Origin of the sequence: Cyanobium sp. L1E-Cus (assembly GCF_024345755.1) — a bacterium.
In the GTDB taxonomy this organism is placed as follows: Bacteria; Cyanobacteriota; Cyanobacteriia; order PCC-6307; family Cyanobiaceae; genus Cyanobium_A; species Cyanobium_A usitatum.
Genome location: NZ_JAGQBS010000002.1, coordinates 286,670 through 300,839, shown reverse-complemented (window position 1 = coordinate 300,839; position 14,170 = coordinate 286,670). Strand labels below are relative to the sequence as shown.

At 61.5% G+C, this 14,170-nt stretch carries 13 protein-coding genes; 4 read left to right on the top strand and 9 right to left on the bottom strand.

All coding sequences use genetic code 11. The features are described 5' to 3' along the window. Positions 1-57: 57 nt before the first annotated feature. The 6 genes from KBZ22_RS01635 to pyk all read right to left on the bottom strand — a co-directional run bounded on the left by KBZ22_RS01635 (position 58) and on the right by pyk (position 7,653). On the bottom strand, positions 58-804 hold the full coding sequence (locus KBZ22_RS01635) for an outer membrane protein (protein WP_255020772.1): 747 nt from the start codon (positions 802-804) through the stop codon (positions 58-60). Further along, positions 797-1,876, bottom strand: a complete 1,080-nt coding sequence (locus KBZ22_RS01630; protein WP_255020771.1) for an ecdysteroid 22-kinase family protein — start codon at positions 1,874-1,876, stop codon at positions 797-799. The genes KBZ22_RS01635 and KBZ22_RS01630 overlap by 8 nt, the downstream gene beginning before the upstream one ends. 353 nt (positions 1,877-2,229) lie before the next feature. After that, positions 2,230-4,146: an ATP-dependent zinc metalloprotease FtsH gene (gene ftsH / locus KBZ22_RS01625; RefSeq protein ID WP_255020770.1), complete on the bottom strand. Its 1,917-nt coding sequence runs from the start codon at positions 4,144-4,146 to the stop codon at positions 2,230-2,232. Positions 4,147-4,204: 58 nt separating this feature from the next. Beyond that, positions 4,205-4,483 carry a DUF1830 domain-containing protein gene (locus KBZ22_RS01620; protein WP_255020769.1) on the bottom strand — a complete coding sequence of 93 codons (279 nt, stop codon included), beginning with the start codon at positions 4,481-4,483 and terminating at the stop codon, positions 4,205-4,207. A 132-nt stretch (positions 4,484-4,615) separates the two neighbouring features. Beyond that, on the bottom strand, positions 4,616-5,845 hold the full coding sequence (locus tag KBZ22_RS01615) for an ABC transporter permease (RefSeq protein WP_255020768.1): 1,230 nt from the start codon (positions 5,843-5,845) through the stop codon (positions 4,616-4,618). Positions 5,846-5,868: 23 nt separating this feature from the next. Next, the gene (gene pyk, locus KBZ22_RS01610; protein WP_254941480.1) at positions 5,869-7,653 is read right to left on the bottom strand and encodes a pyruvate kinase; all 1,785 of its coding nucleotides are present in this window, start codon (positions 7,651-7,653) and stop codon (positions 5,869-5,871) included. Between the two features lie 57 nt (positions 7,654-7,710). Between pyk and KBZ22_RS01605 the strand changes: the two genes are divergently transcribed. Together KBZ22_RS01605 and KBZ22_RS01600 are read left to right on the top strand one after the other, a co-directional pair. Beyond that, positions 7,711-8,040 carry a nucleoside triphosphate pyrophosphohydrolase family protein gene (locus KBZ22_RS01605; protein ID WP_254941481.1) on the top strand — a complete coding sequence of 110 codons (330 nt, stop codon included), beginning with the start codon at positions 7,711-7,713 and terminating at the stop codon, positions 8,038-8,040. 56 nt (positions 8,041-8,096) lie between these two features. Further along, positions 8,097-8,549 carry a hypothetical protein gene (locus KBZ22_RS01600; protein WP_254941482.1) on the top strand — a complete coding sequence of 151 codons (453 nt, stop codon included), beginning with the start codon at positions 8,097-8,099 and terminating at the stop codon, positions 8,547-8,549. On the opposite strand, the gene KBZ22_RS01595 is transcribed toward KBZ22_RS01600, so the two are convergent. Genes KBZ22_RS01595 through ilvA form a run of 3 tightly spaced genes read right to left on the bottom strand, consistent with a single transcriptional unit; the run spans position 8,543 to position 10,963 of the window. Beyond that, positions 8,543-8,830, bottom strand: coding sequence for a YggT family protein (locus KBZ22_RS01595; protein ID WP_106501631.1), 288 nt, complete (start codon positions 8,828-8,830; stop codon positions 8,543-8,545). The genes KBZ22_RS01600 and KBZ22_RS01595 overlap by 7 nt on opposite strands. 23 nt (positions 8,831-8,853) lie before the next feature. Then, on the bottom strand, positions 8,854-9,363 hold the full coding sequence (scpB, locus tag KBZ22_RS01590) for an SMC-Scp complex subunit ScpB (protein WP_254941483.1): 510 nt from the start codon (positions 9,361-9,363) through the stop codon (positions 8,854-8,856). A 28-nt stretch (positions 9,364-9,391) separates the two neighbouring features. Next, positions 9,392-10,963 carry a threonine ammonia-lyase, biosynthetic gene (gene ilvA / locus KBZ22_RS01585; RefSeq protein WP_255020767.1) on the bottom strand — a complete coding sequence of 524 codons (1,572 nt, stop codon included), beginning with the start codon at positions 10,961-10,963 and terminating at the stop codon, positions 9,392-9,394. A 73-nt stretch (positions 10,964-11,036) separates the two neighbouring features. Between ilvA and dxs the strand changes: the two genes are divergently transcribed. Together dxs and KBZ22_RS01575 are read left to right on the top strand one after the other, a co-directional pair. Beyond that, a complete protein-coding gene (dxs, locus tag KBZ22_RS01580) occupies positions 11,037-12,965 on the top strand; it encodes a 1-deoxy-D-xylulose-5-phosphate synthase (protein WP_255020766.1) in 1,929 nt (642 codons plus the stop codon). Further along, on the top strand, positions 12,913-14,163 hold the full coding sequence (locus KBZ22_RS01575; RefSeq protein WP_315858591.1) for an NAD(P)/FAD-dependent oxidoreductase: 1,251 nt from the start codon (positions 12,913-12,915) through the stop codon (positions 14,161-14,163). Before dxs ends, KBZ22_RS01575 begins: the two co-directional genes overlap by 53 nt. The last annotated feature ends 7 nt before the right edge of the window (positions 14,164-14,170 follow it).

The following is a 14,170-nucleotide window of genomic DNA, read 5'->3' as shown; positions in this document are numbered from 1 at the left end:
GTTCCCGGGCAATATCTGAATAAAGGGTTTTTAAAAAAGGTTTTTTTAAAGTGTTTTTTAAAACGAGTAGCGCAAACTCAGCTGCACCCCATGGGCTTGTAAGGCCGCCTGGGTTCCTCCGATAGGGATTGTTGTGCCTGCTGGCAGCGTCGGTCGCGACAAGCCAGCCTGACCACTATTGGTGCGCACATCCCCAAGGTCGCTAAAGCGATAGGCCAAGTCGAGATCTAGCCGCTTATTAAGGGGAATGCTGATGCCGGCGGTGAGTAGGTAGGCCAGATCGCTGGAGCTGCCATCGGGCGTGACCGTTGCAGCATTAGCAGCGATGCCAGGGAAGCGATAGCTAACGGAGCTAAGGCTGTTGCGGGCGACACCCAGGCCGGCGCCAAGGAAAGGGCGAACCCGGCCCACTTTGGGTAGATCGACATAGGCAACCCCAAAACCGGCCACTGAGGAGGCTGAGCCAGTCACAGGCTGGTTGGCCCCAGCACGCCCAGAGAAGTTGCTTTGGCCGCTGAACTCAAGCTCTGGCCTCCAGCTGAGCAGGGCTTCGGCCCGCAACCAGCTGTTGAAGCGATATCCCGCCGCGGCATCGATCACTGCTGCCGGCTCGAAGCTGCCTGAAGCTCCAAGGGCTAGGCCGTTATTGCCAGTGCCGCACCCAAACAGGGCAGGGGGCTGCTGGCTGGCACAGTTGTTGTCACTGAAACCGTTTGCCTTTGGCCAATCGCTGCCTGCACCCAGGCGCAAATAGGGGCCGGGAGCCAGCGGCGGGTTGGCGAGATTCACATCAATATCAGGCATTCCAGGCACTCGGATCGGGCAGAGCTTGCCAGGCGTCAATTTCCAAGGCGTAGGCCGCATGACGCTGGATCGCGTCATCCATGAACAGGGCTGCCCGGATCGGAATATCTGGGCCCGTGAAGGAATGCATGGCTATGCCGGCAGTGATCGTCCGTAAAGCCGCTAATTGCAGGTCGTACCTGGCCTCTTCAAGCGAGTAATCGCAAACTCCAAGCTTGAGTAGTTCTTGGTGCCACGCCAGCAGCAGGTCTTCATGACGTCCAAGCCGCTGAGCCTGGGGGGTGCTGCCGCCAATCAAAAAGGCGATATCAATAGCGGCTGAACTACGGCTGGCCCAGGACCAATCAATTATTACCGACTCCGGATCTTCCAGCGTATGGCCGAATAGTAAATTGTCGGCGCGCAGATCACCATGGACGAGCGTCCAAGGCCTGTCATTGAGAGCCTGATCAATGTCAGAGCTTTGCTCCAGTACCGCGCGATATAACCGGCAAACATCCGTGCCGAAGCGCACGCCGTAGGTGGCAAAGAAATCATCAACTATTTCTGCTTTGGGGTCTGCAAACCAGAAGCCATGGTTTGGCAACCAGCTGTGCTGGTTCAAGGAAGGATCAAGCCAGAATTCGGCGTGGATAGCTGCCATGCGTTGAATCGTGGCCAACGTTTCCTGGTAGCTGAGTCCGATTACTTGATCACCTGAACGTAGGTGGGTCAGATCCTCGATCAGTAACCAATATGGCTCAGAGGAATTGGTTGCAAAGACTGAGGGTTTGTGATTTTCCAATCTTGGCGTGCAGTGAGTGTAAACACCCACCTCACGACCAAAGGCGTTATTCAGTCGACTGAACTCATTGAAGTCCTTATTGGAGGTTTCACTTTTGAGAATTACGCTTGCTGGCCCTTGTTCAGGTGGATCGCAGTTCAGCTCCAGGCGCCAAGTGGTCGATTGAAACCCCCTGCCCTCCCCCAGCAGCTTGGCCTCCAGGCTTTTTACATTGGTGCCGAGAGCCTCGCCGATCCACTGCGGCTCGGGCTGCTTTACCAGCGTTTCTGTTGGATCGATGGCCGCCATACCAAGAAGTCCAATTGAGTGCTTTGGTGTGGAACTTTAGTTGGGTTAGGGCCGCTTCCCTTAAGTGCCTGCCTACGAATCATGGCTTGCATATCGGTCATCTAAAGGAGTTTCGAACACGGGTTGGTTTACGGATCGGACCAGTGCCGCCAAGTTTTATTGCTTACTACTTCGTGGACGTGGGTGAGCCCGGTGACCGGATGATCTCCCTCAGAGTGTTTGAGAGCAGTTAGGCAGCTGAGGAGTCGAATCGAGTGGCAGCGGGCTGGGTGGCTCGCTGGCTGAGCAAAAAAAATGCACCCACGACGAGTCGCGTGGATGCCGGTCCTGTGATGGCTAGTGCGACTGCTTGATCAGCCGGCCAGCAGGGGCGAGAAGCGCTCCTTCTCTGGAATTGCCGTGAATTCGGCCACGATGGAGCGGAATTCTTCGCCATCGAGGCTCTCTTTCTCGATCAGTAGCTCCACTACCCGATCCATGCAGGCGCGGTGCTCTGCCACCAACTTGACCGTGTCTGCGTAGCAGCTGTGCACCATTTGGCGCACGGCATCATCGATCTTGCTGGCAAGGCGATCGGAGCCATCGCTGCGGGTCATCAGGTCGCGGCCCAGGAAAACCTCCTGGTTGCCTGCTTCAAAGGAGACCTGGCCTAGATCGCTCATGCCAAACCGGGTGACCATTTGGCGGGCAATCGAGGCGACCTGCTGGATGTCACCACCTGCACCAGTTGTGACCTCTGCGTGGCCGAAGACGACATCCTCGGCAGCCCGGCCGCCGAGGGCACCCATGATGCGAGCTCGGAGCTGGGCCCGGCTCACCAACATCTGCTCCTCGTCGGGGGAGAACCAGGTAAGTCCTTGGGCCTGGCCACGTGGGATCAGGGTGACCTTCTGAACGGGGTCATGGGCCTGCACCAGGGTGCCCACCAGGGCATGGCCAACCTCGTGATATGCGATCAGGCGCTTGCTGCGCCCATCGGTGAGGGGCTTGCCCTCCATGCCGGCAATGATCCGATCGACGGCATCATCAATTTCGGCAAGTGAAGTTGCCTCCTTGCGGCGCCGGGCCGTGAGGATTGCCGCTTCATTGAGCAGGTTCGCGAGATCGGCGCCGGAGAAGCCTGGTGTACGGCGAGCAATCACTTCAAGGTTCACATCATCGGCCAGCTTTTTATCGCGGCTGTGCACCTTGAGCACAGACAGCCTCCCTTTGATGTCTGGCACATCAACTTGAACCTGGCGATCGAAACGACCTGGGCGCAACAGGGCTGAATCGAGCACATCGGCTCGGTTTGTTGCGGCAATGATGATGATGCCGCTATTGCCTTCAAAGCCGTCCATCTCGGTGAGCAGCTGGTTGAGGGTTTGCTCCCTCTCGTCGTTACCGCCGCCGACACCAGCACCACGCTGGCGTCCCACCGCATCAATTTCGTCGATGAAGATCAAACAAGGGCTGTTTTCCTTAGCCCGCTTGAACAGGTCACGAACCCGGCTGGCGCCCACGCCAACAAACATTTCAACGAATTCAGATCCTGAAAGCGAGAAGAAGGGAACTCCGGCTTCACCAGCAATTGCCTTGGCTAGCAGGGTTTTGCCGGTACCGGGAGGTCCTACCAGCAACACCCCTTTGGGGATCTTGGCGCCAACTGAAGTGAAGCGCTCAGGGGTTTTTAGGAAGGTGACAACTTCCTGGAGGTCCTGTTTGGCCTCTTCAACACCAGCTACGTCGTCAAATTTGACGCCAGTTTCAGCTTCCATGGCGAAGCGGGCTTTGGTTTTGCCGAATTGCATCGCCTGACCTGGACCCCCGGGCATGCCGTTGCCGCGGCGTGAAAGGAAGATCAGCGAACCGATCAGCAGCAATGGGAAGAGCAGATTGCCGAGCAATCCAAGAGCTGGTGGAGCGGTTTTAGGTGGATGGATATCGAAGCTGATGCCCTGCTCTTTGAGCTTGTTGACCAGCTCTGGAGCAACACCGGGCAGGTCTACGCGCAGACGCTGCACCCGATTGTCGAGGTCAGGATCCACAGCCTCGATAACTGCGCTGCGACCGCCGTCGAAAATATCAACCGCCGTTACCCGGCCCGCATCGACGTAATCGAGGAAGCGGCCGTAGCTCATGCGGGCTACTGCCGCATTGCGGGGAGCAACCGTGGCGCCTTCTGGTTTGAAACGGGCCGTGCCGCCGTTACCAAGCAGCTGCCAGCCGAGGAATGCGACCACTGCAAGGGGCAGCAGCCAGAGGGCAATCAGACGCCAGCGCTGGTTCATAGCTGAGACACTTTGTTGACAAGTGTAACGGCGCCAGGCCCCCTCCCCGAGCCCAGCTTCAGCTAGCCGTTGCCCAGCGCAGAGATTCGAGTTGGGCCGGTTGAGCTGGTTGGGCCGGTGGATCGTTGACCAGATCGCCGGAGTTAACTGTCTCCACCAATTCAGGCCCACCTAGGCCGTGGGTCCAGATCTTCACCACGCTGCTTGGTGGGCACTGGAAGCTGAGCAGCTCGAAGGGAAACACCACTCGTTCGAGGAAGAACTGCTCGGGACCGATGCAGCGCAGGATCACCATCCGATCGCTGGTATTGCGGTAACTGCACGCCAGGTGGGCCACGACTGAATCCCGAATTCTCCACCCATAAAGCCACTGGCTTAAGTGCGGGTTTAGTGACGGACGCCACTGTTTTGAATTTTTAATGGTTTTTTCTGGTTTCGCCCCGTCGCGCTGCGGGTTCTCCAGAGCTTTTCAAAGGCTGCGCAAGGCAACGATTGGGTCGAGGCGCGCAGCCCGGCGGGCGGGCACTACGCCGAAGAAAAGGCCAATCGAACCGGATAGCCCCACCGTGACCAGCACCGTGGCCGCACCAATCGATGCCGGTAGGGGTGTCAGAACGCCAACCACAGCCACCGTGCCAAGGCCCACGGCGCTGCCGATCACGCCCCCCAGGCTGGCCAGCACCAGCGACTCCACCAGAAACTGCAGCAGCACATCGCCGCTGCGGGCGCCGAGGGCTTTGCGCAGGCCGATCTCCTCGGTGCGCTCACTCACCGACACCAACATGATGTTCATGATGCCGATACCGCCCACCAGTAGCGACACGGCACCAATGGCCGCCAGCATCAAGGTGAGGCCACCAGTGATCGTGCTCACAATCGTGAGGGCATCTTTCTGGGAGCGCACGGCAAAATCGTCTTCCCGCAGGATCCGATGCCGCTGGCGCAACAGGTTGGTGATTTGAAAGCTCGCGGCCCCCGTGCTCTGCTCGTCGCGGGCTTCGACGCTAATGAAATTAAGGCTGACCCCGTAGGTGGGGTCGCGTCCTGAAAGCTTGCTCACCATGGTGCTGAGGGGCACGTAGGCGTTCTCGTCTTGGTTTTGACCAAATACGGCGCCCTTGGGTTCAAGAACGCCTATTACTTCAAACAGCTGGTTGCGAATACGCAGCTGGCGCCCCACTGGCGCCTTGCCTGGAAACATCTTTGTGCCCAAGTCGGGCCCCACAACGGTGACATTGCGAGCGCCGTTGAGATCGCTGGCGGTGAAGAAGCGCCCCTGGGCGATCTCAAATTGACGAACCGGCAGAAACTCCGGTGTAACACCGAAAATTGACGTGCTGCTGCTCAGGCCGCCCGCCTGAACCACCCCGCTCAAGGTGATCTGGGGGGCTACCCGCTTTACGCTTGGTACCTGCTCGCCGATGGCGACCGCGTCTTCAAGCACGAGGTTTTTGGGGAAGTCGATGCCCTGGCGCCGGGTGTCGTTGCTGCCAGGCACTACAAACAGCACGTTGGCGCCGAGATTGCTTAGCTGCCCTTCGGCCAGGTTCTGGGCGCCTCGCCCCACCCCCACCAAGGTGATCACGGAGGCATTGCCGATGACGATGCCGAGCATGGTCAGCAAACTGCGCAGCCGATTGGAGCGCAGGGTGCTCAGGGCCATGCCGACGGTTTCCCGCATGGGGAGCTTGGTTGGCATGGCTGCGGTGGCGGCTGCTGGCCCTAAACGATGGCGGGTCTGTCGTCAGCGTCGTGGCTGCGGGCGCCTCGATGCACCTCGCCGCGCTGCAGATCCAGGGTCACGATTTCCCCCTGACGCAGGTTTGCGATCGCGTTACAGACACCCACAATCGTTGGTACGCCAGTGCGCTCGGCGATCAAGGCGGCATGGCTCTCGAGGCCACCAGCTTCCGTAACTACCCCTTTGGCTTTGCGAATCGCCTCGACGTAATCGGCGCAGGTTTCATGCACCACCAGGATTTCGCCAGATTGGATTGCCGCCGCTGCCTCTGGGCTGTCAACCAGGCGAACTCGACCGCTCACGGATCCAGTGCCGACGCCGGTTCCCTTAGAGAGCACCGCGGAGACGATGCCCACCTTGATGAAGTCGGTGGAGCCGCTGATTCCCGAGAGGGTGCCGGCGGTTTGAACGACTAGGTCACCATCACGAAGAAAGCCCAGCTCGCGTGCCATGCCCATGGCCAGGCTGAAGGTGCTGGTGGAGGAGCTCTGCTCCTCTACTACCAAGGGGTTGACGCCCCAGCAAAGCTGCAGCTGCCGGGCCACATTCACCTCGCTGGTGATCGCCAAAATTGGGGTACTGGGGCGGAACTTGCTGACATTGCGAGCCGTAGAGCCCCCCTTGGTGAGCGGCAAAATTGCGGCCGCATTCAGCTGGCGAGCAATGCTGCTCACCGCCTGGCAGATGGCATTGGGGATGGTGGTTGCCATGTGGCTATCGAGCACCCGGCGGGGGTAATCCCGCTCGATGCGCCGGGCGATTATGGCCATGGTGGCCACCGCTTCCACGGGGAAATCGCCCACAGCGCTCTCATTGGAGAGCATCACGGCATCGGTGCCATCAAGGATGGCGTTGGCTACGTCGCTCACCTCGGCCCTGGTGGGCCTGGGGCAGCTCACCATTGAATCGAGCATCTGGGTGGCAGTGATCACCGGGATGCCGAGACTGTTGGCCTTGCGAATCAGCTCCTTCTGCAACAGGGGAACTTCTTCGGCGGGCATCTCAACGCCCAAGTCGCCCCGAGCCACCATCACCCCGTCGCAGAGGGGCAGGATGTCGTCGATCTGATCGATGGCCTCAAACTTTTCGATCTTGGCCACCACGGGGGTTTCGTGGCCATGGCTGCGGATCAGTTCCCGGATCTCGCGCATGTCCGAGGGGTTGCGCACAAAGCTGAGGGCCACCCAATCAACCCCCTGCTTCAGCCCAAAGGCCAGATCAATGCGGTCTTTCTCGGTGAGGGCACGGATTGAGAGCTGCACATCGGGGAAATTCACCCCCTTGTTGTTAGAGAGCACTCCACCAACGGTGACGCGGCAGAACAGGGTCTGCTCCGGCTTGTCGACGCTGTCGACCACCATCTCCACCCGACCGTCATCCAGCAGGATGCGACTGCCTGGCACCACCTCATCGGCCAGAGATGCGTAGGTGACGGTGGCAATCTTCTGATTGCAGGCCACATCCCTGGATGTGAGGGTGAACTGATCGCCCTTGGCCAGGGTGATCGGCCCATCGGCAAAGCGGCCCAAACGAATTTTGGGACCCTGCAAGTCTTGAAGGATGCCGAGCTCAATTCCCAGCTCCGTTGACACCTGACGAATCGTGGCGATGCGAGCCGCATGCTCGCTGTGGTCGCCGTGAGAAAAATTGAGCCGGAAAGTAGTGGCGCCGGCGGCCACCAACTCGCGCAGACGTTCGGCGGATTCCGTGGCAGGCCCGATCGTGGCCACGATCTTGGTGCGACGCATGAGATCGGGCTGGGGCATGTAAACGCCAACAGACGACTGGAAACTACCATCCAGGCCTGCAATGGGCTGCCATAGGTGGATTTTCAGCAATACCAAGAGGGTTGCCGCGCCACGGCCCGCTACCCAGATGCCGGCGCCAACCCCATCTATCCCACCCTGGGGCTGTGCGGTGAGGCTGGCGAGGTGGCCGACAAGGTCAAAAAAGTGCTGCGCGACCGTCAGGGCAATTTTTCGCCTGAGGTGATTGCAGACCTGCAGCTCGAGCTTGGTGATGTGCTCTGGTACGTGGCCCAGCTCGCTACTGAACTTGGCCTGGAGCTAGAGCAAATTGCCCAGACCAACCTCGACAAACTGGCCAGCCGCGCCGCCCGTAACGTGATTGGAGGCAGTGGTGACAGGCGGTGAGCAAGCAAGGTTTTGAGCTTGGGCCACGGCATGAGATTGCAAAGTGGCTGGCGCGGTTGCTCGCCCTCCTAGTCATTGGTGCGCTGGTGCTGCCAGCTCCTGCCTGGGCAGCAGATCTGCAGGTATCTGAGCTGAGCATCGATCCCTGCCCCGCCGAGGACATTGGCGCACAGCCGGAATTGCGGCGCCCGGCTGGTGCCAGCTGCTACGCCCTGCGCGGCAGCGTGGTGAATCCCACCCGCAAGACCGTTGTTGATACCGACGTCTTTGCCCTGATCGTTGATTCAAGTGGCGAGCCGGTGCTGCAAAACCGCACCCGGGTGGGTTCGATTGGTGATGTGCCACCAGGCACCTCTGCCTTTGCCCTGCGCCTATCGGTGCCGGCTGGCACCCCTGGACCGCTCAGCTTCAGAAATGTCAAGGCAAGGGGTTTCAGTGCTCCAGTGCGCAGCCGCGCTGGCGCCGATGACGAGCTGCTGCCCCTTGAACAGGCATTAGCTGATCAGTAACCAGCTCCGAGCACCGAAACGCTGGCGCCTTCGAGCAGGCTCTGCACCAGTTGCAGGGCAATGAAGGCCACGATCGCCGAAAGGTCTAGGCCGCCTAGGGGCGGAATCAGGCCGCGGAAGGCATTCAGGTAGGGATCGGTGATCGAGCTCACCGTCGAAAGCACGGGGTTGCTCCAGTCGAGATTGGGAAACCAGCTCAGCAACACCCGCACCAGCAACACCAGGGTGTAGATGCTGAGGGTCTGGGCCAGAACCTGCAGCAGGAAACTCAGGGCGTCCATGTAATTTTGTTAGTGGGCCAACTCTAGGCAGCTTGCTTCCAGAGGTCAGCCTCAGCCTTGATGGCGAAGGTGCGGTGGAACTTCTCGCTGAGGGTGAGCCAGTAGGAGCGGCCCTCGCTTTGGCGCTTGCGCTCGATGAAATTTTGGGCCAGTAGCTCCTTGATGTGGTCGTAGGCGCCGGAGCCGCGCAACTCGACTAGATCCGATTGCAAGATCCGCTTTTTTAAGGCAATCGTGGCCAGGGTTCGCAGGGCGGCCGTGGATAGGTCCACGGGCAGGAGGTTTTGAACCAGGTCTGCCAGCCCATCGCGCAGCTGCAGGCTGTACCGGTTGCCCTCTTGGCGCACCTCCAGGGCCGTATCCCGGTGGGCGTAGTCGGTGATCAAGGTGATCAAGCCAAGCTCCGCCTCCTCTCGGCTAACCGCAGCGATCTCAGCAAGTTCTGCCAGGCTGAGGGGCCGGCCTTTCAAGTAGAGGATCGCCTCCATCCGGGCGGGCAGGGATAGGCCCTGAATCAGCCCCGTGCTTTGCATGCCCGCAGGTTACCGCAGCTTTTTTGGCTCATGCCAGGGCTGGCAGGGGCGCTGAGCTGGGGCCTAAAAACAGCTTGTAGGCAGGGTTGGCCGATTCGTCCCAGTGCTGATAGCCCAGGCCATCGAGGAACTCCTGCCAGGCGGGTCTGTCAGCGCGAGGCACCTGCACCCCCACCACGATCCGCCCCACGTCGGCGCCGTGGTTGCGGTAGTGAAAAATGCTGATATTCCAGTTGGCGTGTAAAGCGTTTACGAACGCCATCAGGGCGCCTGGTTTTTCGGGGAACTCGAAGCGATAGAGCAGCTCTTCGCCCTGAGCGAGAGCCGGGCCGGCGCTGGCGGGCAGGCGGCCGCCCACCATGTGACGCAGGTGCAGCTTGGCCAGCTCGTTGTTGGAGAGGTCGAGGCAGGGGAAGCCGGCGTTCTGCACGTCGTTGATCAGTTGCTGCTCGTCGGCCGTGCCACTGGTTTGCACCCCTACAAAAATGTGAGCAACCCTGGGATCGGCCAGCCTGTAGCTGAACTCGCTGAGGCTGCGCTGGCCCAGCACACCACAGAAGCGCCGCAGGCTGCCGGTCTGCTCGGGGATTTCCACCGCCAGCATCGCTTCGCGGTCTTCGCCGATCTCAGTGCGCTCGGCCACGAAGCGCAGCCGGTCGAAGTTCATGTTGGCGCCGCAGGCAACCGCCACCAAGGTTTGGCCGTGCAAGCCCTGTTGCACCACATCGCGCTTCATGCCGGCTATGGCAAGGGCTCCGGCAGGCTCCAGGATCGAACGGGTGTCTTCGAACACGTCCTTGATGGCTGCGCAGATGGCGTCGGTGTCGACTGTCACCATGCGATCCACCGTTTGCTTTGCCAATTCAAAAGTGAGCTCACCGACGCGGCGCACCGCCACGCCATCGGCGAAAAGGCCCACCTGCTCAAGCTGCACCCGCTCCCCGGCGGCTAGGGAGCGGGTCATGGCATCGGCGTCCACTGGCTCAACGCCAACGATCTGAACTTGGGGCCAGAGGGTTTTGACGTAGGCCCCAATGCCGGCGATTAAGCCGCCACCGCCTACGGCCACGTAGATAACGTCAGGCGGCGAGGAGCACTGGCGCAGGATCTCCAACCCGATCGTGCCTTGACCGGCGATCACATCGGGATCGTCAAAGGGATGGATGAAGCTGAGCCCCCGCTCAAGGCCCAGGCGCGTGGCTTCCGTGCAGGCGGCGTCGTAGTTGTCACCATGCAGCACCACCTCGGCGCCCCGGGCCGCCACCGCTTTCACCTTCATCTCCGGTGTGGTGACAGGCATCACAATCACGGCCCTGCAGCCCAGCTTCTGGGCGGCTAGCGCCACTCCCTGGGCATGGTTGCCGGCGCTGGCGGCGATCACGCCCCGCTCCAGCTCGGCAGGCGAGAGGCCGGCCATTTTGTTGTAGGCGCCGCGCAGCTTGAAGCTGAACACGGGCTGCAGATCCTCACGCTTCAGCAGCACCCGGTTGTGCAGGCGCGCCGAGAGATTCGGCGCAGGATCCAGTGGCGATTCAATCGCCACGTCGTAGACCCGCGCCCGCAGGATCCGTTGCAGATAGCTCTCAGGGGCCTCGCTCATCCCACCAGTGTCGCAATTCGCACCCCTGGGCGGAAGCCAAGGCCTAGATTGCACCCCACCTCCAGGGTTGTGCATGCATCTCAGCGAGCTGAGTCACCCGAATCAGCTGCACGGCCTGAGCACGGCAGAGCTTGAAGCCATTGCCCGCCAGATTCGTGAGCGCCATCTGGAGGTGGTGAGCACCAGCGGCGGGCACCTGGGTCCCGGGCTGGGAGTGGTGGAGCTCACCCTCGCCCTCTATCAAACCCTCGATCTCGACCACGACAAAGTTGTGTGGGACGTGGGTCACCAGGCCTACCCCCACAAGTTGATAACTGGCCGTTACAAGGATTTCGATAGCCTGCGCCAGAAGAACGGGGTAGCCGGCTACCTCAAGCGCAGCGAGAGCCCCTTTGACCATTTCGGTGCCGGCCACGCCAGCACCTCGATTTCGGCAGCCCTAGGCATGGCCCTGGCCCGCGATCGCCGCGGTGAAGACTTCAAATGCGTGGCGGTGATCGGCGATGGTGCCCTCACCGGTGGTATGGCTCTAGAGGCGATCAACCACGCCGGCCACCTGCCGAAAACCAAGCTGGTGGTGGTGCTGAACGACAACGACATGTCGATCAGCCCGCCGGTGGGTGCCCTTTCCACCTACCTCAACCGCATGCGGCTGAGCCCACCCTTGCAATTTCTGCAGGGCAATGCCGAGGAGGCGATCAAGCACCTGCCCTTCCTGCACGGCGAGCTGCCCAACGAGCTCAAGACGCTTAAAGAGAGCATGAAGCGTTTGGCGGTGCCCAAGGTGGGTGCGGTGTTTGAGGAGCTGGGCTTCACCTACATCGGCCCAATCGATGGCCACGACATCGCCGGCATGGTGCGCACCTTTGAACAGGCCCACCGCACCGAGGGTCCTGTGCTGGTGCATGTGGCCACCACCAAGGGCAAGGGCTACGCCTACGCCGAGGCCGATCAGGTGGGCTATCACGCCCAGAGCGCCTTTGATCTGGCCACTGGCAAGGCCTATCCCTCCAGCAAGCCCAAACCACCCAGCTACAGCAAGGTGTTTGGCCAGACGCTGGTGAAGCTATGTGAACAGGACCCCACCGTGGTGGGCATCACCGCTGCCATGGCCACCGGCACCGGACTTGATCTGCTGGAGAAGGCTCTTCCCAATCAATATTTTGATGTGGGCATCGCAGAGCAGCACGCCGTCACCATGGCGGCTGGCATGGCCTGCGAAGGCCTCAAGCCCGTGGTGGCTGTTTACAGCACCTTCCTGCAGCGCGCCTACGACCAGTTGATTCACGACGTCGGCATCCAGAACCTGCCGGTCACCTTTGTGCTGGATCGGGCCGGCATCGTTGGCGCCGACGGCCCTACCCACCAGGGGCAATACGACATCAGCTACTTCCGCGCTGTCCCCAATTTCACGGTGATGGCCCCCAAGGATGAGGCTGAGCTACAGCGCATGCTGGTGACCTCAATTCACCACATCGGCCCCTGCGCCCTGCGCATTCCCCGCGGCGAAGGCGAGGGGGTGCCTCTGGCAGAAGAGGGTTTTGAACCCTTAGAGATCGGCAGGGGCGAGTTGCTCACCGACGGCGACGACCTGCTGATCGTGGCCTATGGCGCCATGGTGGCTCCGGCGATGGCTACGGCCGGACTGCTGCAGGAAAAGGGTCTGCGGGCGGCCGTGATCAATGCCCGCTTCCTGCGGCCCCTAGATGAGGCCTTGATTCTTCCCATGGCCAAGCGCATCGGCAAGGTGGTGACCATGGAGGAGGGCGCCCTCCCTGGTGGCTTCGGTGCCGCCGTGGTGGAAACCCTCAGCGACCACGACGTGCTGGTGCCCGTGTTGCGCATCGGCATCCCCGATGTGCTCGTGGACCACGCCAGCCCGGAGCAGAGCAAGCAGAGCCTCGGTCTCACCCCGCCCCAGATGGCGGAGCGGATCATAAGCCGTTTTGGTGCTCCCCTTCAAAGCAGTCTCCCTGCTGCAGCTGCGCCCGTTGCTGTCTGAACCGGAGCCCTACGACTGCGAGGTGCTTGTGGTGGGTGCTGGCCCTTCGGGTGCTGAGCTAGCCCGTCTACTTGCCCAGGCTGGGGTTGATGTGCTGCTGGTTGATCGGCTTAAGAATTTGGGGCAGGCGGCTTTCAGTAGTGCGGCCCTGCCGCTTGAGACCCTCGATCGCTTTGGCATACCCGCTCACGTTGTGGCGGCGCGCTGGAGTGGCTGGCAGCTGGTGGGACCAGGCGAGCAGCGGCGGCTGTGGAGCGCAGAGCAACCCCTCGGCGCCGTGCTCGATTTTGGCGCCCTGCGCCAGTGGCTAGCTGGCCAGGCCCAGGCCTGGGGCGCCCGCCTGCAGCTCGGCGTTACGGCTATTGGCTGGCATCAAGATGGCGCTGGCGTTTGCACCGTGGTGCGCGATGGCGCTGCTGGTCGCCGCTTGCTGCGCAGCCGCTGGCTGGTGGATGCCAGCGGCGAGGGCCGAGCCTTGATTGGCGAGCAGGCAAAGCTGGCCGATCCGCTGGTGGCCGGCCTGGGGGTGGAATGGTTGTTGCAGGTGCATCCCGAGCAGTACCGGCCCTGGGCAGACCGGCTCAGTTTTTTCCTTGGCAGCGACTGGGTGCGGCAGGGTTACGGCTGGGTATTTCCGATGGCACCTGGCCAGCTCAAGGTGGGGGTGTGCCGCTTGGCCGATCCCAGCCGTGCCCAGCCAGCGCTGGCTCTGGAGCTGGGCGCCCTGGTGCAGCGCTGCGGCCTAGGCCAAACCGAGGTGCTCGATCGCCATGGGGGCCGCATTCGCAGCACGGTCCGCCGCCATGAACCACACCGGCTGGGCAGGTTGATCGGCCTAGGTGACGCGGTGAGCACGGCCAACCTGCTGGGTGGGGAGGGCATCCGCCACGCCCTAGCCAGTGCCAGGGTGCTGGCACCGCTGCTGCTGAAGGCCCTGGCCAAGCAAGCTGGCTGTGCCGTCCTAGACCAATACCCGAGCCTGCTAAGGCGGGAGCTGGGCTGGCGCTGGAGCCTGAGTGGCCGCCTAGCTAGGCGCACCTGGCTAGGACTTGCTGATGCCAGGGCCGATGCTCGCCTGGAGCGCCTGCTGGCGGGCTTGCAAACCCGGCGGGCGGAGGATCTCTCCGCCCTGTTGTTTGAATACCGCTTTGAGCGCTACGGGCTTAAGGCGCTGCCCTACTTGCTGGGTTGGCGCTGAGCCCTGA

What these genes read in the sequence shown, in the direction of transcription:
- KBZ22_RS01635 (WP_255020772.1), bottom strand. Translation starts at nt 804, where the DNA reads ATGCCTGATATTGATGTGAATCTCGCCAACCCGCCGCTGGCTCCCGGC.
- KBZ22_RS01630 (WP_255020771.1), bottom strand. Translation starts at nt 1,876, where the DNA reads ATGGCGGCCATCGATCCAACAGAAACGCTGGTAAAGCAGCCCGAGCCG.
- ftsH (WP_255020770.1), bottom strand. Translation starts at nt 4,146, where the DNA reads ATGAACCAGCGCTGGCGTCTGATTGCCCTCTGGCTGCTGCCCCTTGCA.
- KBZ22_RS01615 (WP_255020768.1), bottom strand. Translation starts at nt 5,845, where the DNA reads ATGCCAACCAAGCTCCCCATGCGGGAAACCGTCGGCATGGCCCTGAGC.
- pyk (WP_254941480.1), bottom strand. Translation starts at nt 7,653, where the DNA reads ATGCCCCAGCCCGATCTCATGCGTCGCACCAAGATCGTGGCCACGATC.
- KBZ22_RS01595 (WP_106501631.1), bottom strand. Translation starts at nt 8,830, where the DNA reads ATGGACGCCCTGAGTTTCCTGCTGCAGGTTCTGGCCCAGACCCTCAGC.
- scpB (WP_254941483.1), bottom strand. Translation starts at nt 9,363, where the DNA reads ATGCAAAGCACGGGGCTGATTCAGGGCCTATCCCTGCCCGCCCGGATG.
- ilvA (WP_255020767.1), bottom strand. Translation starts at nt 10,963, where the DNA reads ATGAGCGAGGCCCCTGAGAGCTATCTGCAACGGATCCTGCGGGCGCGG.
- dxs (WP_255020766.1), top strand. Translation starts at nt 11,037, where the DNA reads ATGCATCTCAGCGAGCTGAGTCACCCGAATCAGCTGCACGGCCTGAGC.